The organism is Paenibacillus residui (assembly GCF_042677205.1).
Taxonomy (GTDB): Bacteria; Bacillota; Bacilli; order Paenibacillales; family NBRC-103111; genus Paenibacillus_L; species Paenibacillus_L residui.
The window spans coordinates 28536-47723 of sequence record NZ_JBHTIU010000069.1; the positions used below are offsets into that span (position 1 = coordinate 28536).

16 protein-coding genes are annotated in these 19188 nt (G+C 51.3%); 5 read left to right on the forward strand and 11 right to left on the reverse strand.

Annotated features, from left to right (window positions below):
• Nucleotides 1–8 precede the first annotated feature (8 nt).
• The 5 genes from ACFQ03_RS17820 to ACFQ03_RS17840 all read left to right on the forward strand — a co-directional run bounded on the left by ACFQ03_RS17820 (nt 9) and on the right by ACFQ03_RS17840 (nt 6077).
• A complete protein-coding gene (locus ACFQ03_RS17820; protein WP_379289837.1) occupies nt 9–1352 on the forward strand; it encodes a DUF4910 domain-containing protein in 1344 nt (447 codons plus the stop codon).
• Nucleotides 1352–2089: a formyltransferase family protein gene (locus ACFQ03_RS17825; protein WP_379289839.1), complete on the forward strand. Its 738-nt coding sequence runs from the start codon at nt 1352–1354 to the stop codon at nt 2087–2089. The genes ACFQ03_RS17820 and ACFQ03_RS17825 overlap by 1 nt, the downstream gene beginning before the upstream one ends.
• Entirely contained in the window at nt 2049–3116 is a 1068-nt protein-coding gene (gene pseI, locus ACFQ03_RS17830; protein WP_379289842.1) for a pseudaminic acid synthase, read from the forward strand. The genes ACFQ03_RS17825 and pseI overlap by 41 nt, the downstream gene beginning before the upstream one ends.
• 63 nt (nt 3117–3179) lie before the next feature.
• Nucleotides 3180–4673 carry a hypothetical protein gene (locus tag ACFQ03_RS17835; RefSeq protein WP_379289844.1) on the forward strand — a complete coding sequence of 498 codons (1494 nt, stop codon included), beginning with the start codon at nt 3180–3182 and terminating at the stop codon, nt 4671–4673.
• 45 nt (nt 4674–4718) lie between these two features.
• Nucleotides 4719–6077, forward strand: coding sequence for a DUF4910 domain-containing protein (locus ACFQ03_RS17840; protein WP_379289846.1), 1359 nt, complete (start codon nt 4719–4721; stop codon nt 6075–6077).
• Between the two features lie 95 nt (nt 6078–6172).
• On the opposite strand, the gene ACFQ03_RS17845 is transcribed toward ACFQ03_RS17840, so the two are convergent.
• Genes ACFQ03_RS17845 through ACFQ03_RS17895 form a run of 11 tightly spaced genes read right to left on the reverse strand, consistent with a single transcriptional unit; the run spans nt 6173 to nt 19099 of the window.
• Nucleotides 6173–7411 (reverse strand): LCP family protein, encoded by a 1239-nt coding sequence (locus ACFQ03_RS17845; RefSeq protein ID WP_379289848.1) that lies wholly within the window; start codon nt 7409–7411, stop codon nt 6173–6175.
• Nucleotides 7412–7460: 49 nt separating this feature from the next.
• Entirely contained in the window at nt 7461–8810 is a 1350-nt protein-coding gene (locus ACFQ03_RS17850) for a sugar phosphate nucleotidyltransferase (protein WP_379289850.1), read from the reverse strand.
• 43 nt (nt 8811–8853) lie between these two features.
• On the reverse strand, nt 8854–9846 hold the full coding sequence (gene gmd, locus ACFQ03_RS17855; protein WP_379289852.1) for a GDP-mannose 4,6-dehydratase: 993 nt from the start codon (nt 9844–9846) through the stop codon (nt 8854–8856).
• A gap of 37 nt (nt 9847–9883) precedes the next feature.
• Nucleotides 9884–11005: a glycosyltransferase gene (locus ACFQ03_RS17860; protein WP_379289854.1), complete on the reverse strand. Its 1122-nt coding sequence runs from the start codon at nt 11003–11005 to the stop codon at nt 9884–9886.
• Nucleotides 10983–12230 (reverse strand): glycosyltransferase family 4 protein, encoded by a 1248-nt coding sequence (locus ACFQ03_RS17865; RefSeq protein WP_379289856.1) that lies wholly within the window; start codon nt 12228–12230, stop codon nt 10983–10985. The genes ACFQ03_RS17860 and ACFQ03_RS17865 overlap by 23 nt, the downstream gene beginning before the upstream one ends.
• Complete coding sequence (locus ACFQ03_RS17870; protein WP_379289858.1) at nt 12227–13417, reverse strand: glycosyltransferase family 4 protein; 1191 nt, start codon at nt 13415–13417, stop codon at nt 12227–12229. Before ACFQ03_RS17870 ends, ACFQ03_RS17865 begins: the two co-directional genes overlap by 4 nt.
• A 25-nt stretch (nt 13418–13442) precedes the next feature.
• On the reverse strand, nt 13443–14900 hold the full coding sequence (locus ACFQ03_RS17875; protein WP_379289860.1) for an oligosaccharide flippase family protein: 1458 nt from the start codon (nt 14898–14900) through the stop codon (nt 13443–13445).
• Nucleotides 14834–16282: an O-antigen ligase family protein gene (locus ACFQ03_RS17880; RefSeq protein ID WP_379289862.1), complete on the reverse strand. Its 1449-nt coding sequence runs from the start codon at nt 16280–16282 to the stop codon at nt 14834–14836. The genes ACFQ03_RS17875 and ACFQ03_RS17880 overlap by 67 nt, the downstream gene beginning before the upstream one ends.
• 24 nt (nt 16283–16306) lie before the next feature.
• Nucleotides 16307–16936 (reverse strand): CpsD/CapB family tyrosine-protein kinase, encoded by a 630-nt coding sequence (locus ACFQ03_RS17885; protein WP_379289864.1) that lies wholly within the window; start codon nt 16934–16936, stop codon nt 16307–16309.
• Complete coding sequence (locus ACFQ03_RS17890) at nt 16920–17645, reverse strand: YveK family protein (RefSeq protein WP_379289866.1); 726 nt, start codon at nt 17643–17645, stop codon at nt 16920–16922. Before ACFQ03_RS17890 ends, ACFQ03_RS17885 begins: the two co-directional genes overlap by 17 nt.
• Before the next feature lie 32 nt (nt 17646–17677).
• Complete coding sequence (locus ACFQ03_RS17895) at nt 17678–19099, reverse strand: UDP-glucose dehydrogenase family protein (RefSeq protein ID WP_379289868.1); 1422 nt, start codon at nt 19097–19099, stop codon at nt 17678–17680.
• Between the last annotated feature and the right edge of the window lie 89 nt (nt 19100–19188).

Genomic DNA, 19188 nt, shown 5'->3' on the forward strand with positions numbered 1-19188 from the left:
TCTATATTGTGGAAACGAACCCAAGGCAGCACCGAATGAAGCGGTGGATGGAACGCTATTGCCAATGGAACCGGGTTCCTGTCGGCAAGGACACTAGCTTGTTTGCCCGGGAATTGGCTGAGCAATTAGGTGCGAGGCTGCACATGATCCCTTCCGGGACCGAATGTCTGACCTGGATCATTCCGGACCAATGGACGGTTCATGAAGCTTATATCGAAACTCTGGATGGGCATCGAATCGCCGACTTCCACTCGCACCCGATACGCCTCCAGTCGTATTCCGCCCCCTTCTCCGGAGTTGTTTCCCGCGATCAGCTGCTGAAGCATATCTCTGTCCATCCCCTGTACAAGGATAAGCTGGTTTACGAGAGCCGATGGCAGTTCCGTCCCGGATCCAAAACGGATTGGGGCTTCACTCTGACCCAAGAAGAGGTCAACCGCTTGACGGAAGATCAATACCGGGTTCATATCGATGTGGAATTCAGCCAAGGCACGTTGGATATCGTTGACTGGAAACTGCCCGGCGATGCAGCCGATACGATATTGCTAGCCGCGCATACCTGTCATCCCGGTCAGGTGAACGACGGGCTTGCTTGTATTGCCGTTCTTATCGAGCTGTTTCGTGCTCTGCAGCGGAGAACCCGCCGTCTCTATACTTATCGTCTGGTCCTTGGTCCCGAATATTATGCCGCAGCCGGTCTGCTGCATTACGGACCAGGAATCGAGGAGATCCGGTATGCTATCTTTCTGGATATGCCCGGCCATTCTCAGCCGCTTAGCTTCTCCCGCTCTTTCCGTGGCAACAGCTATATAGACCGGATCACCCGCAACGTGCTGAAATTCTCCGAACCGGGATATGTGGAAGCGGACTACCGCGGCTTATATGGCAACGATGAAATGTTCTATGACGGCCCCGATTTCGAGATCCCTACAGTCGGAATCTGCCGCCGCGATTACGAGCATTATCATACCAATCAGGATAATTTGCAAAACTGTGATTTCAATAAATTAGAAGAGACTCTTGCTCTCCTGGAACAGATCATTGACGTGCTGGAGTCGGACTGCATTCCAACACGCACCTACCGGGGGCCGCTTCAATTAAGCAGATATCATCTATATATCGATCCGCTTCACGATCCCAAGGGCTACCGTAGCCTGCAAGCAGCGCAAATCCTTATGAATGGACAGCGCTCTTGCCTGGAAATTGCCGAGGAGTTGGAGATCGATTACCGCTTCGTCCGCTCGCTGGTAGACCAGCTTAAGCAGAAGGGGCTGGTAACTACCCGCCCGGTAACCTCCCCCGTTCGTATCAGGCCTGTCAGAACTGTAACTATACAAGGAAAAATCCTTTAATGACTTACGATAAGGAGTCGTTTGCCGTGTCATTATCCATTACTATCGTTTCCGGTGCCAACAGCTGGATGAATCTATATATTCCCCGATTGATCGACCGGATCAAGCAGCTAGGACATCGCGCAGGCTGGATTCACGACATCGGGGAGCTGCCCAGCGGCGATCTTGCCTTTTATTTAGGCTGTGAACAAATCATATCGTCCTCACTCCGGCAGCGTAACCGCCATAATCTGGTCGTTCATGCCAGTGATTTGCCGCGTGGCAGAGGCTGGTCTCCGCTTACCTGGAAAATCGTCGAAGGAATGAATACGGTGCCTGTCGTTCTGTTCGAAGCGGCGGATAAAGTGGATAGCGGAGATATTTATTTAAGCGAGACTATTGAATATACCGGCTTCGAATTGATAGATGAATTGCGCCATGCCTTGGCGAAGGTCACGATCAAGCTTTGCCTCTGTTTTATCAAACGATATCCGGACATTATTGGAGAAGCGAAGAAACAGGAAGGGGAAGCCACCTATTATCCGCGAAGAACCGCCCAGGACAGCCGGCTGGACCCTGATCGGACAATCCGCGAGCAATTCAACCTGATGCGGGTGGCGGATAACAAGAGGTATCCCTGTTTTTTCGAAATAGACGGGCATCTATATGTCCTCTCTATTACCAAGAAATCTGCAAGCAGCCAGGAGGTGGTTCAGGATGAAAGACATTCGGCTAGGCCATCATTGGGTAGGTGCTAACCATCCCCCGTTTATTATCGCGGAAATGTCGGCCAACCATAATCAATCGTTGGACCGGGCTTTATCCTTGGTCGATGCGGCCGCAGAAAGCGGCGCACATGCTCTCAAGCTCCAGACCTATACGGCCGACCTGATGACCTTGGATCTGGAGAAGGAGGATTTCCTCATTCGCAGTTCAGACAGTCTATGGAAGAACCGGACCCTGTATCAGCTGTATCAGGAAGCTTATACTCCATGGGAATGGCACGAGCCTATTTTCGAGCGCTGCCGGAAGCGCGGAATCATTCCGTTCAGCACACCGTTTCATCCGCTGGCCGTCGATTTCCTTGAACAATTGGACGTTCCCTTCTACAAAATCGCCTCTTTCGAGAACAATGACAAGAGGTTGATTCAGAAGGTGGCCGCCACCGGTAAGCCTGTCATTCTATCCACCGGAATCTCTACGTTGGCCGGGCTGGCAGAGACGGTGGAGTGGCTGAGAGAGGCGGGCTGTCAAGAGCTGATTCTGTTGAAATGCACCAGCACCTATCCCGCTTCCCCTGAGCAGAGCCACCTGCTGACCATACCGCATATGAAGGAATTGTTCGAGTGCGAAGCCGGGCTATCAGATCATACCCAGGGAATCGGGGCAGCGATCGCCAGTGTTGCTCTGGGGGCTACCGTCATCGAAAAGCATTTCACCCTCTCCCGTTCCGACGGCGGGGTCGATGCCGCCTTCTCCTTGGAGCCGCAGGAGATGAAGGCGCTTGTCGAGGAAAGCGAAAGAGCGTGGCGGGCGCTGGGCCGGGTGCACTACGGCAGCGATGAACGGGAGAGCTCCTCTCTCGTCTTCAAGCGTTCGTTATATGTCAGCCGGGATATGCTTCCCGGAGATACATTCGATGAAAGCAACTTGCGAAGCATCCGACCGGGTTATGGGCTCTCTCCCAAATATTACGATCTATTTATCGGGAAACCCGTATCCAGAAAAGTCGAGGCCGGCACTCCCTTAAGCTGGGATATGTTGGGGAGCAGGCAAGCAGACTAACCGGCGTCAATCCAGGGTGACATACCAATAGACCGAATTTGAGCGAGCAGAGGGGGGATGGACTTGAAAGTATTGTTTTGGGCCAACCACTACAAGACGATAGTCTTTTGGAAAATAGCAGAAATACTCGTCGATGCAGGCCACGAGATTTACTGGATTTCTCCTAGCCGTGAATGGGCGGAATGGCTTATGAGAAACGGTGCCGAGCGGCGGTTCCTTCTGGACTTAACGGATTTCGGCGAAGATTGGATGGCCGGAAGCAAGCGGGCGCCATCCGAGGAAGAACGGGACTTTATTGCTTCAGTTGAAAGCCAAGGATTATACCTTTCCAACATGATCTTGATGGACCGAATGCTGTCCAAGAAGCCTCCTGCCTATGCCAGGGCATTTCTGACCGTGTGCGGACAGAAGATCAAACAATTTCTGATCAGGCATGAAATCGAGTGTGTATTCTCGGAGCGTACCTGGGCTACGGAACTAATGACCGTGCAATTATGCGAGGAGTTGAATATTGCCAACTATAACCCTCAAGTGATACGTATTCCGGATGGAAGATTCGCTTTCTTTGGCGGCTATTCGGAAGCGTTCATGGAACCGATTCGCGAGCCGGGAAGCGAGGATTTACAGCAGGCAGAGCAATTTTTAGATTTTTTTATGAACTCCGGTCCGAAGCCGAGGTATTTTCATTTAAACAATAAAGTCCCCAGAATTAAAGCCCGCTGGCCTGTTACATTGGCGAAAAGAATTGTCCGGCAAAGACGGTATTGTTATCGTTATGATGTGGCCCAGCCTACGACGTCTCAGTTTATCCATGACCGGTTTACCGCATTGTTCAATTCATGGTCCTCCAGGCTGGGCAAGCCTTTTGAGGAGCCGTTCGCCGGCCGCGGGCCCTCCAAGCCCTATGTTCTGTACGCACTGCACAGGCAGCCGGAAGCATCCATCGATGTATTGGGCGGCTCCATCTCCAATCAACTGGAGATTATTCGGGCGCTGGCCAGGAGCACCCCATCTACACATGATTTATATGTTAAAGAGCATTCCAACAATATCGGCAACAATTCCATGAAGCTTTATAAGCAGCTGCTTTCCATACCCGGCGTAAGACTCATCTCCCCCTATTCGGACAGCCATTCCCTGTTGAAACGGGCGGATCTTGTGGTAACGGTCTCGGGTACGATTGCTTATGAAGCCGGTTTATTCGGAATACCGGCCATCTCTGTGGCCAACCTATTTTTCAATCCCCTCCTGGTCAGAGGAAATTTCAATCCCTATTCAGACAGCATAGCGGAGATTCTTCATACAGCCCGTTCCTCTCTCCCAAGCTATGAGGATAGGGTAAACTTCATAGCCCGCTTGCTGGCTAACTCCTTCCGGGGAATCATGAGCTGTCCCATGGAGGATATTGCTTGCATCGATAAGAGGAATATCGAGCATTTAGCCTACGGATTTATCTCCTTGCTTGACGTATTGGAAGGAAAACATTCGAAACCATCTGCAGAATCCCTTCCGTCGAATACTGTGGAAGCAGCTTGTTTATCTGTGGCGTCGCACTAAACGCGTCTTGTCGTCTCCACATTAACGAGAAAAGGTTGTGATCCTATGATCATGGAATTATTCGACCGCTTATTTCCAATTCAGCGGAGCATTACCGGCGATGGAGTTCGGGAAATGCTGACGATCCTTAACGAATTAGTTCCCATTGAACAAAAGGAGTATCCGTCCGGGATGACCTGCTTTGATTGGACAATTCCTAAAGAATGGAATGTTCGGGAGGCATATATCAAGAATAAGCGGGGAGAGAAGATCGTTGACCTATGTGACCACAATCTTCATTTGGTCTCGTACAGCGTTCCTTTCCGGGGAACCGTGAGCCGCGACGAGCTGCTGGCCAGAATACATACGCTGCCCGAAATGCCGGATGCGATTCCCTATGTCACGTCTTATTATAAGGAAAACTGGGGCTTCTGCATCGAGCATAACAGACTGCGGGAGTTCGTTGATGACGAGTATGAAGTGGTGATCGACGCGACACTGGAGGACGGATATTTGACTATCGGTGAAGGCTATGTGCCGGGAAGAGGAGAACAGGAAATTTTGCTGTCAACCTATGTCTGTCACCCGTCTATGGCCAACAATGAACTGTCTGGACCTCTCGTCCAAACCATGGTTTATCAATATTTATTGAAGCGGGGAAATTTGAAATACAACTACCGGTTTCTGTATGTGCCGGAAACGATCGGCTCCATTCTATATTTGAGCCAATATGGGGATATGCTGAAGCAGAGGCTTGCCGCCGGTTATGTAGTCACTTGCGTAGGGCATGGCCCTTCCTTCACCTACAAAAAAAGCAAAAGAGGGGAGACCCTTGCAGACCGTGCCGCCATACATGTCTTGCGTCAATCCGGCAAGCCCCATCGGATCATTGAATGGTCCCCGTTCGGCAGCGATGAACGGCAGTATTGCAGTCAAGCCTTCAATTTGCCTGTCGGCAGCTTAATGAGAACGATGTACGGCGATTACAAGGAATACCATACCTCGCTCGACAACCGCGACTTAATCTCGGAGGAGGCTCTGCAGGAAACCGTCGATATGTATATCAAGATTATTGAGACGATAGAGGCGAACGAGACTTATCGCAGCACCCACATTCATTGCGAGCCTAAGCTGGATAAACGGGGATTGTACCCTTCTACGGGCGGAACCCGTTCCCGCGAAGAACGGGAGCGGGTGTCGATGATCACCTATCTTCTGGCTTACAGCGATGGTGACCATGATCTGATAGACATAGCCGATAAAATGAACAAGGTCGGCAGTGATTTGGCCGAAACAGCGTCTTTGTTGTTAGCTAAAGGGTTGCTTGTCCCTTGTTCGGGCGAAGAAATCCCTGCTTATCAGGCTTCCGGCAATCGCGAGGAGTACTCCCGGCCTATTCCCTTATCCAAGCAGGCTTCCAGCTAACGAATATGTGGCGGGGGGACCTTAACTAATGGTCCCCCCGCCACACGTTCACGGTCCAATCCATGATCCTCACTGACAGTCCCCGTATAAGGAAGTTATTGAAGATAGGTTTCCGCCAGTTCTTCCAGCTCATTCTTATCCGGCAGCCAATAGTAGAGCTCTTGGCGAACCAGCGGGTCCAACGCTCTGCCGCTGCGGCCGGAAATTTGTCTGTACATTAGCTGATCCTGCCGTAAATTTTTGAACAGCCAAGCTAGACTGAGCAGATCGGAATCGGTAAAGTTGGTATCCAGCACTTCCTCTTTCACCTTCTGGATTAAACCGGGGAGTTTAGGCAGGTAGTCCAACTGCGTAAGCTTCGCCGCCACGGAGCTAATGACCTCCATCTGAGCAGCCTGGCGCCCGAATTCCCCGTCTTCCCGTGAATAACGCTCCCTCACATAATCGAGAGCCAGTTCGCCGTTCAGTGTCTGGGGCCCGGCCGGAAGCAGCAGCGGTTCCCTCGGAATCAGCGGCTGCGTTAACCAAACCTCCTGAGGCAAGTCCAGTTCGACCCCTCCGATAGTATCAATGAAGCTCTCGAAGCCAGCAAAATCAATTTTTACATAATAGTTCACCGGAACCTTCAACAGGTTGCTGACCGCCTGAATCGCCGCCTCAGTGCCTCCGCTGTTGCCTTTTCGTACGCTTCCTATAAAGTGAGCATGATTGATCTTGGTATAACCGATTCCATCCAAATAAACTCTGGTATCCCTGGGGATAGAGAGCATATGGACTTCCTTTTCCTTCGGATCCACATGGGCAAGCAGTATAACATCGGACCGCGAGTTCTCGCCTTCTCTGGCATCGACACCCAGAATCAGCACGTTGAAGGAAGAGCCGTCCTCTGCTCCTCCCGACCGTCCCTTGCCGGTTTGCCGGAAGGTCTGCCCGTTAACCAAGGACTCTTCTACCTTATCCCCGTACGGAATCCAGCCATCGGCTTCGGTCAAAAAAACAGATTCATACTGTCCGGACCTCAAGGCATACCACCCGGACAACCCATAATCCATAGTGTCGAAGGAAGACATCCCCTGAAATTCAGAATCCGGCCCTTGCTTCCAACGGAGATAGTTAACCAAGCTCGTTCCAACAAAATCTCTGCCCAAGGAGAAGGGCAAGGACTCGTTCCAATCTATAAAGCCCGAACCAGGGGGAGAATCTGCAGGGACAGCTAGAATCGGGTGGTTCCTCTGGTTAAAGTGAACTTCCGGAGTTAATGAATACCCCCAAATCGCCATCGTGGCCAATCCAATGAAAAAGATCACTCCGCCCCATTTCATCCAACGTTTCATCTTACTCCCCCAGTTCCTTTAGACAACCTTACCAACCGGACACCTCTTATCAGGTTCCGAGTTTCAACGCAGCCGTTCCCTGTGTTGGGGATAATCCATATTGGATTTCCACCATTTCCATATCGGTGTAAGCATGGATATGGTATTCCGCCCCCTGGGGCAGAACGGCTACGTCTCCGACATTTAAGCAGCGGGTGCTGCCGTTCACCTCAAGCTTCCCTTCGCCCGATAGCACCGCCCAGACTTCACTGCGGACCGCCTGAAGCCGTTCGGTCAATACGCTGTCTGATTTGATATAGCATTTCTGAATCCGTACATCGCTTCCTTGCGATGATCGCTGCATGTACTCCAATACTTTAAAGTGACCCCACGCTTTTTCTTCGTACATAGGGGAAAAATCGATATGCTGCAGGATGGTTTTAATGCGGGGACTGGAGCTCTTGTCCGCTACCAAAATTCCGTCCGGGCTGGCGGCGACTACTACGTCGGATAGTCCCAAAGCAACGATTGGTATTCCCAGTTCATTGATGACATGGGTTCCCGGAGAGTTTTCCTTCATGATATGACTCCCGACAATCCCTTCTTCCATCTCTTCCGTCAAGGTGTTCCAGGTCCCAAGATCTTTCCAGGGGCCGTCATAAGGCAGGGCAACGATCTTCTCCGCCTTCTCGACGACTTCATAATCAAAGCTGGTAGGAGTTAATCGCGAATACTGATGCAGCATCTCTTCATATTGAAGCGGGAGCCCTCTGCTAAATAGCAAATCGATCATATATTTCAGCTTGAAGGCAAATACTCCGCAGTTCCATAATGCCCCATTAAGAATAAGCTCTTCGGCTTCCGGTTCGGCAGGCTTCTCCCGAAAATGAGAGACTGGCCAGCCTGCAGTGCCATATCGGGTGGACCCCTCCGTTGCGGGAACGATATAACCATATTTTTCCGATGGATAGGTCGGCTTGACACCAATTAAAGCCAGGTCGGCCCCTGTCTCCTCAAGAACAGAATCAAGCTGGATCACTTTCTCGAAGAAATCCGTCTCTACATAGGAATCGACAGGAAGGATAACCATCACCTCATCCAGGGATGCGCCGGCTACCGTATACATATATACGGCAGCCAGGGCGATGGCAGGAAACGTATCCCTGCGTTCCGGTTCAACGATCAGCGGAATCTCGCTGCCCAGCTGGTTGCGGACCATATCGACCTGCTCCCGGCTCGTGGCGATGTAGCCCTTCTGGTTCAGTCCGGCTTTTGCCATCTGCCTCCACACCCGTTGAGCCATCGACTCCAGCCGGCCTTCCTCATCGCGCAGCACCTTCAGAAATTGCTTGGACCGGGCATCATTGGAGAGAGGCCATAACCTTTTACCGGAACCACCCGATAACAAAACCAATCTCATGCTATGGACACATCCTTCGATTATATTGAAGTGAATCTTACAATTAAACTGAGAATATCTCTCGGGGTTCTCCCATTCTGACTCTATGCAAATCTGCTTCAACCATCATCTCAATTAGTTCCTTAAAGGGCGTTTCCGCCTTCCATCCAAGCTTCTCCCGGGCTTTTGCCGGATCTCCCTGCAGAATATCCACCTCGGCGGGCCGGTACAGCTCCGGATCGATCACGACATAATCTTCGGCATTCAGACCTGCATACTCGAAGGCTATCTTGCACATCTCACGGACGGTTGTTGTAGTCCCCGTCGCAACGACATAATCATCGGGATGCTCCTGCTGAAGCATGAGCCACATGGCTTTCACATAATCACCCGCATATCCCCAGTCTCTTCTTGCATCAATATTGCCAAGACGAAGCTCCCGCTGCCGGCCGTATTTAATTCTGGCTACAGCATCCGTCACTTTGCGGGTCACAAATTCTATTCCCCGCAAGGGTGATTCGTGGTTGAACAGAATGCCAGAGCAAGCGTATAATCCGAAGCTTTCCCGATAATTGACAGTCGACCAATGTCCAAACAGCTTGGCAACGCCATACGGGCTTCGCGGGTATAGGGGAGTGGACTCAGATTGAACGGGTTGCTGCACCAGACCGAACATTTCACTGGTTGATGCTTGATAAAACCGGATAGATGGATCCGTAAGGCGAATGGCCTCCAGCATATGTAGGACTCCAAGCCCGCTTATTTGTGCAGTCGTAACCGGTTGTTTCCAGGAGGTTCCGACGAAGCTTTGCGCTGCCAGATTATACACTTCATGCGGCTTAGAGGCCTTTACTGCCCGGACGAGTGAGGACATGTCAGCCATATCCCCATCGATTAGCTCCACCTCCTGCTCGATGCCCAGAAACTCCAACCTCCATAATGAAGGGGTACTCCGACGAGCCGTCATCCCATACACTTTATATCCTTGATTTAGCAGCAATTGAGCCAAATACGCTCCATCTTGACCTGTAACTCCTGTAATCAGTGCTCTTTTCATTCTTTCTTCCTCCCCGTTATCTATTAATGTAATCCGCTCATGGTATCGCCCGCCGGCTGTTGATTCCAGATAGATGATGACGGTAAACCTCAAACAAGTGTTGATGGAATCTTTGTTTAAATACCTCGGTATCAAATGTTTTTGCATGGGCCACAATGGCTCCGGCGTCCCAGCCGAAGTTTTCTAATTGCCGAATGGCAGCTATAACACTATCCGGCTTCTGCTCATCGAAGAACAGTCCGTTCTTATAAGGGATAATCGTGTCCAGGGCACCGCCCGCCCGGTAAGCGACCACAGGGCGCCCTGCGGCGTTGGCCTCCAGAGGGGTGATTCCGAAATCCTCTTCCCCCGGAAACAAAAGAGCCCGGCAGCGCGACATCAATGAACCAACCTCCTCATCGGGCAGCCGGCCCAAAAATTGGATATTGCTCTTAGCCATGCTTTTCAACCGCCCCCGATCCGGACCGTCTCCGACTATATAAAGAGGGAGGCCCAACTGGTTAAAAGCCTCTATGGCCAGATCTATTCGCTTATAGGAAACTAGCCGTGAAACCAGCAAATAATAGGAGTCTATCTGACGGGAAGGTGAAAATCTGGATGTATGAACAGGAGGAAAAATGATTTCCGATTCTCTTCGGTAACACATTTGAAGTCTCTTCTTCACTACAGAAGATATGGCTACGTAGCTGTCAACGCGATTAGCGGTTTTTTCATCCCAATAGCGTAAATATTTGACATATTGTCGCAGGACCGACTTCACTGCCTTGGGATAAGCTTCCCTTTCAATATAATTTTCAAAGTCCCAAGCGAACCTCATAGGTGTGTAGCAATAACAGAAATGGAAGGTATCTTGCGGAACCCGGACCCCCTTGACGAAGGCGAAGCTGGAGCTGATGACCGCATCATAGCCTTCCAGAGTCAATTGGCGCAGCGCGATGGGGTACAGGGGCAGGAGTTTCTTGAAATTCGCCTCCACCCCGGGGATTTTCTGTATCCAGGTTGTGCGAATATCCGACTTCCGCAACGCATCGCTGAGCCGCTCGCGGTTAAGGGCGAGTGTATAGATCGGCGCCTCCGGATACATTTCGTGAAGAACCTCTACTACACGCTCGGCCCCGCCCATCTGGGTCAACAGATCATGAACGATCGCAATTTTCAATGTATTTTCCCTCCGCCGTACTCACTGTGAAAGCGGGCTTTCGTTTAGGCCGCAGTTCAGGATAAAAGTGTGCCAATGCCCGGATCGATTGTCCGATGGCGAACCGCTCCCGGACCCGCTTAATCCCTCCCTCTCCCATTGATTTGCGGCGTTCGGGAGATTGGATCATCCATTGGATGGCTTCTCCCAGCACATGAGGATCTCCCGGAGGGATCAACAGGCCGGTTTCCCCTATCTCCACAATTTCCTTAGGGCCGCCTTGGTTGGAAGCAATGACGGGCAAGCCCATCGCCATGCCTTCCACGATGACCTGACCGAACGGTTCCGGCATGACGGAAGCATGAACGAGCAGATCGGCCTCCAGCATCAACCGTTCCATCCTGGATACATGCCCCAGCATCTTGACATTCGTCAACCCTTCCTGCTCGATGAATTCCAGAAGCGATTGCTTGTAGTCGTCCTGGCCGAACAGCGCATCACCGGCGATCCAGAACTTGACGTTAGGCTGATCCTTAAATAGACGGGCGGCCTGAAGCAGCGTCCTGTGCCCTTTCCATTCATCAATCCTGCCGGCCATCAGAACGACAAATTCGTCCTCGCTCCGTCTCCATTCTTCAGGGATCGGATCCGGATCCTCCCTAATCACTTCTTCTCTGCCGAATCTTCCTGCATAAGCGGGATACAATACAAGCTCCTTCTGTCTCTTGTGTGCCGGCAGGCGCAGGGTGGCCAGAGTCGAGCTGGAATTGGCAATAATCCCGTTTGGAAGAGTACGGGCCATTTTCTGAATGAACTTAGCCACATAAGATTTTAAGTAAGGGGGCTGAATTTGATCATGGATATGCCAGACCAGCGGCAAGCGGGCCAGTTTGGCCGCAAATGCCCCATATACTGCAGATTTCAGAGAGTTCGTATGGACACAATCGACCTTCTCTTCTTTAAGCAGCCTGGCCAGCCTGCTGCTGTAACGCATGACCTCGAAGGCGGATCTGAACAATCCGCTGGACACCGCATGACGATTGCGGTCACGGACGGTCGGATCGAGAGGCAGAACGCGAACATCGACCCCTTTCTCGGCAAGCTTCTCCCGAAGCGGGCCATCTTCGGCCAAGATCACGATCGGGTCAATCGGAATCCCGATTCCTTTCAAGTGAGTTAGCAGGTTATACAGGGCAACCTCGCCGCCGCTCCACCGGGCGGTATGGTCCAAATAAGCTATTTTCATCGTTTTCCTCTCCCTTTCTGTTCGAGTACTTCGAAAAATATATTTTCTACCGATTGTAAAACCTGATCCCATGTATAATGAGACAGGACATAATCCCTGCACTGCTGGGCGGTAGGCCACCGTTCCTGATGTTTTAATACAAGATTCAGTCCTTTGGCCAAAGCATCAACCGTAATATCCTCACTCAGAAAATCTGGAGAAAACCGGGTCAAAATTTCGACGTTTCCGCCCACCGGGGTTGCAAACACAGGCACCCCGCTGGCCAGCGCCTCCACCGTCACTAATCCGAACCCTTCCAGCGCCTGGGTCGGAACAACGAACAAATCGGCCGACTGGTAGTAGGCCGGAAGCAGTTCCTCCGGAATAAACCCCAGCATATGTACATTCTGCTCCAGCCCGTTGAGCTGAATCTCCGTCTCCAACGCCTCTTGCAGAGGTCCTGTACCGCCTATGTACAGAAGCGCATCGGGATGCTGCCGAACCACTTCCTTCCAGGCGGCCACCAGTTGAAGCAGCCCCATTCGATGAACCAGTCTTCGGACGGACAGGACGACCAGCTTATCGGTCGGTAAGCCCAGCTCCTTTCTTAGCCGCATCTTATCTTCTGCCGGGCGGAATCGTTCGATATCCGCGGCACCCGGAACAATATGAATTTTGTCGGGGGAGATGCCGTAGTCTTCCTGCAGAATTTTCTTGAAATAGCGGCTGAGCACTATAAAACGATCTGCCAGACGATAAGTTTGAAGTTCAATTCTCCGGGCGATCGCCGCTCTGATCCTCCCCTTCAGGCCGGCCTGCTCCACTTTCATTTCTGCGGCCCACGGGCCATGGAAACCGACAACTACCGGAATATTTTTGCCCAGTGCAATACGAGCGGCTCCCATGGCATAAGGGGCAAAGTGAGAATAAATAATGTCGATTCTGCGGTCATTCGTTGCGCGGTGAACGTACTTTTTGAATGCGGTTTGCCTTCGTACCATGGGCACCAGCGGATTGGAGATGTTGGACAGGGTCAGATTGGTTTCCGGCTCCTGCCCCGGAGGCTCGCTGCAGCAAACCAACGCTTCGATACAGTGCCGCAAAGCCAAAGTTTTGCATATGGATCGATAGTAAATATTTAGACCTCCCGGCTTTTCCGTCGGCCAATCCAATCCGGTAGCCAGTATATTAAAACTTAATTCAGCCATCGTACCCTCCTAGTGAATTTCTTCTCTATTCTTTATCGTTAATATCCGGCTGTTGCGTCGGAACGGATGCGAACCGGCTGTACAGCCAACGCACATCCTCCCACCGCATCCACAACTGTGGGATAGGGGTATGCAGCACTTTTTTATAAAATACAAGTCCCAGCAGGAGCCGGATGAGGGAACCTGTTAGCAATGCTATTCCTGCGCTGATCAGACCAAATCGGGGGACCAGAATGACCATCAGGACCATCCCGACGCCGATCCCGACGGCTTGCAGCGTGGACTGGTAGCCCGGCTTGCCCAACGACATGAACGACTGTGCCAAAATAAGCGTGGACCCTCCGATAACCGCCTCCAGTACCAAGATTCGATAGACGGAAACGGCGGCCGTGTACTGCTCGCCATACAGGACATTCAGCACTACTGTCCCCAACAGCATCATAGGAATCGCTGCGAGCATCGTCATGCTGAGGCTGATCCGGAATATTCTCTTGACCAGTTCGATCGCTTCTTTGTTCTCCAATCCCGCCGCCTTGGGGAAGAGGACCATAACAAGGGAGCTGTGGACCACATTAATGACTCTGGACAAGCTGAGCGCCACCAGATAAAGTCCAAGATCAGCGGGCCTCAGCAGGGCCACGACAATGAGCTGGTCCATATAAACGGATAGCGAGCTCAACACATCGGCCGCGGAAGAGCTGCGGGCATATCGGAAGATCATCCCGAACGAATGCTTGAATCGTTTAATAGATAAGCGGTAGATGGACAACAGCCGTGATGTCAGCCACAAAGTAACCGGGATTGTAGTGAACGAATAAGCCAGGGCGGCGGACAAGGGTGTCAGTTTCCCTGCTAACAGCAGTACGGCCAACCCGATCAGAGCACCGAGATGAGGAAGCGTTCTGAGCCGATTGAACAGCAGGAACTCTCCCCGTGCCTGCAGCGCTGCATTGTTAGTAGCTTCCATTAACAGAATGGGAGCGCATAGCATAAACCACTGAGCGTAAACTATCATCTGCTCGGAGCTGGAGCTAAGGGCGTGGGGCACCCCCAACACACCAATCGTTAAGGCGAAGCCGCCGAAACCAAGGCAAATCATCAAAGCGGTAGTGTATAAGGGGGCCGAATCGTCCGGATGCCTCCTCATATTGAATAACAAAGCCGATGGCAGACCCAGCCGGAACAGGTTCGCCAGAAAAGTAGGCCATAGCAATAGAGCGGAAGATTCTCCTTTGCCGGCCGGCCCCAAATAACGGGCAGTCAATATGCCGGTTAACAGGTTAACGATCATGATAAGCATGCTGACCGCTACCGTTTTAAGAGATTGGGCGGTGCTGTCCTTGCGGACCCGCAGACTTCTGGCAATCGACCACAGACGAACGGTACCGGATTTATGCAGCAGATTGGAATTGCTCATCATGGCATTCCCTTGCCGTTCAAGCTTTGGGTCGACTTCGGCAATCCGATGGCAGCGAACAGCCACACGACAAATCCTCCCAAGCCAACCAGCCTGTTCTCGAAAATTAAATAGGCGATGGCGGCGAGCAAGACGCTAAAAGCGAGAAGGGTATATTTAGCTTCTCTTGGGTCCATCTCCTGACGTATCGGACGCAGCAGCCGGACAAGCAGCCATACCGCCCTGGCGAAGGCCAACCCGCCTACGATGCCGAAGGTCAGGAAGAGGGCCAGAAACCCGTTGTCGAAATTTCCAAACTGCCCCAGCCGCCCGTCATTCTCTAATTTCGTTCCGACTCCGACACTTCCAAGCCCGGTACCGAAAGGCTGGTCCGCCAGCATCGGAATAATCTTCCATACAAATTGCATTCGATCGTTGTAGGAATAATCACTCTCCAGATTTCCCAAGGTCGAGAACCGGTTCAGCAAATTTTCGCCGCCTGGAACTACGGTCAGCACAGAGTACATGAAGATTCCGGCCAGCAGGATGGCTCCCATAAGGGACCATCTTTTTCTTCCTTGTTCCAATAGAATGAACAGAAATAAAGCCAGCACCATCGTTACCCAAGAGGCTCTTACCAGGGTCAGGATCAACCCGAAAGTGACGATTCCTACGCCGAGCCATCCGGCAAAGCCTCTCCACGACTTGTTCATCAGCATGGCCAGCAGAGCGGTGGACAAAAAAATAGCCGCCGGTCCAGGCGAATTTAGAGTCGAGAATACTCTGATTTCATAAGGAACGGGCTGGCCGTTCGAAAACATATCGACCTCATTCATCCAAAAGGCATCCCATTCCGGTACTACAAAAAATTGAACAATTCCGTATGCCGCAGCCAAAATAGCGATATTTACAAATGAACCGATCCACAGTTTGCGCTCCTCGATATTGCTTCTGCGAACGGCTTCATAAGGGATTATTAGTAAAGGAACCGCATAGTTCGCCAAATCAAACAAGCCGGATACCCCATTCTTCAATCCGCCCACCAGGAAGCCATATCCGAGCGCAACCGCCATACAGAGCAGAAACCCTTTAAGAAGAGGGGAAAATTCCAGCGGTTTGCCCAGCATGGGCAGGACCAGTGTCAACGTAACGAGAAGAGGCAGAATACTTAGCAGAGAAACGGAGTTATACTCCAGATAAACCCATTCGTAGATGCGGCGAATGGCAGGGGTGAAGGCCCAAACCGCGATAATATAGGGAACCAGCCAGCGGGAATCGGATCTGGCTAGCAGCAGCGCCGGCGTCACCAGCAGCAGAAGGATCGCCAAGAGAACCCCTGTTTTCGGATTGAGGTAAGAGCAGATCATTCCGATCAGGACGGCCGCGGTTAACCCGACAGCGGCCGCTCTTGCCCTCTTGATCCAGGCTGACGGCCAATGGATTGCAGGTTTCTTTAATTTCGTAATCACTGGATTGCTCCCGTCTGTAAGAATCTAATGGAATACGTAGCCTATCAATTGGCCGTTCACATGCTCGAAATCTTTCATCAGCTGGCGAATTTCCTTCGTTGTAACGACCCCGCTCTTGACCACGAGCAGGGTTCCGCTGCTCTGGGCGGCCAGAAACAAGCTGTCTGCCGATTCCCCGGCGGCCGGGGAATCGATAACGATGACATCGTACTGCTCCTTATAGCGCTCCAGCAGTTTTCCTATCTCCCCGGTGATTATCAAATCCGAAGAAGACATGACCGCCCTTCCCGCGCAGAACAGGCTCAAGTTATCGATCATCGTATCATGAACGCCCTCATACACCCCGCACTTGCCTGCCAATACATCTGCAAGACCGATATCATTCGGTATGACGAACCATTGATGCAGATCCGGCTCGGATAAGTTCGCATCGATGAGAAGCACTTTCTTCCCTGACTGAGCGAACGAGACAGCCAAATTGGCCGCCACATAGGTTTTGCCTTCCCCCTGTTTCGCCGATGTAACATGAAGCACCGGCTTGCTCACTCCTGCGAAAGAGTAGTCAATTCGGGTGCGAAGAAATTTGAAATCCTCTGCAGCCTTGGATTGCGGATTTACGTGTGCGATTAACGTGCGGTTAGCCAAGGTGGCCATAAGAAGCTTCACCTACCTGTCTCAATTTGGTCTGATTTTCCGCTCTTTTAAAATCCTTCTTCTCAATCCGTGAAATCTCACCTAACTGTTTAAGCCCTAGCTCCTGCTCCAGGACACCGGCAGAGCGAATGGTAGGATCCGCGAGTTCCCTTCCAATGGCCCAGGCAGCCGAAAGTATACCGGATACGGTAAAGGCAAGAAGGACATTGACCATCCGTTTCGAAGTCGGCTTAGCCTCTTGATTCCCCTTGCTGTCCGGCAAAATGGTTACTTCCTCCACCTTCAAAATCCAGGCCGCCTGAGTTTCGAACGATTTGGCAACGGCCTGCACAATCTGCTGAGCCTTGCTGTAGGAATGATCCTCTATACTAATGGTGATCATTTGAGAATCTTTAGCGGATGTCACCTTAAGCTTCTTCTCCAGCTTCTCTACATCCAAGCCCCATTCCGGATGGCTGGCGACTGTTTGACTCAGAACGGAGGGAGATTTAATCAGTTCCTTGTACGTATTAATCAACAGCAGCCCGGCGTTCACTGCACTGTAATCCTGCTTCTCCGAGCTTCCGGCAATCAGCTTCACCGATGCCTCATAGTTTGGGGGAAGGACAAAATAACTAAGCCAAACCGCTGTCGCCGTCGTGACAATGACAAAAGAAATGATCCACCCTATCCGCTTGCGAATCATATGGATATAATCGATTAATTCCATAGTGAACCTCCCCATTAGATGTTTACGGCAGCCTACACAACATGGGACAATGTCGGTCGGGAAGCACTCTGACCGGCAGCTTTATCCGTTCCCAATCCCAGTCCTTCGTACATAAAACCAAGCCCGCGCATTTCCTCGGGATTCAGGAAATTTCTTGTATCCAGAATATAGGGGGATCTCATCGCTTCATGCATCCATTTCCAATCGAGCACCTTATATTCCGGCCAGTGCGTGACCAGTACCAGGACATCCGCCCCTTCAGCAACCTGTTCTCCAGTTGAACAATAGATGACAGGAAGATCATTATTTCTTTGATGAAAGCCGGTCATTCCTTTAGGATCATGCGCCCTGATAACTGCTCCGCATTCACTAAATTTCCTGATCAGGACGGCGGCCTGGGTATGACGGGTATCATCCGTATTCGGTTTAAACGTGAGACCGAGAATTCCTATCGTTCTGTTCTGCAGGGAGCCGATCCGGTCATGAACTTTATTCGCAATATATAAATGCATTTGATAGTTCGATTCAATGGCCGCTTTAACGATGCTGAGCTCCTGCCCATGCTTCTGGCTGGCATTCAACAATTCAGCGGTGTCTTTAGGAAAGCAGCTCCCGCTCCAGCCGCTGGAAACCTGCAGAAACTGGTTTCCGATTCTTGAATCTAGCCCCATTCCTTGAGCTACATCCATAACATTGGCACCAACGGCTTCGCAAAATCTCGCGACTTCATTGATATAACTGATTTTGACGGCCAGGAAGGCATTGGAGGCATATTTGATCATCTCCGCACTGCGCAAATCCGTTTCAAAATAAACCGGGGGAACAATTTCCCGTTCCTGTATTCCAAGAAGCTGTGCAGCTTTAACGAGAAGGTCCCGGCGCATAAAGGGGGCATACAGCTCCTTTAATCTCTCTTTGGCACGCCCGGCGGAAGCCCCGACAACGATTCGGTCAGGGAAGAACACATCTTCGAGCGCATGACCCTCGCGCAGAAATTCAGGATTGCTGGCTACCGCAAAATGCTCTCCCGGCCTCAGACCGCTAATATGTTCTATCATCGAAGTTACTTCTTCCCCGGTACCGACCGGGACCGTTGATTTGTTGACGATGACGGTAAACCGGTCGGGATTCAAATGCTTCGCAATGTTGGCCGCTGCTGCTCTTATATAGGATAAATCTGCACTTCCATCTTCGAGGGACGGGGTGCCTACTCCGATAAATACTACATCCGCATCGTACACGGATTGGTAGCTGGTAGAAGCGAACAAGAAAGTGCCCGCTTGCAGCTGTATCAAGTCCTGCAGTCCCGGCTCGTAAATGGGGCTCGTTCCTGCGTTTATGGCATCGACTTTGGCAGCGTCAATGTCGATAATGGTGCAATGATGCCCCATAACTGACAGAGACGTTCCCGTTACGCTTCCGATATAACCTGCTCCAATGCAAGTAATTTTCATGTTCTTCCTCCGATTAATGGCTTAAATCATAACCACCCGTCCAACGGGTGGTTTGCTCTTGGGGTATAACCCCCTGTTGCCAAACTGCG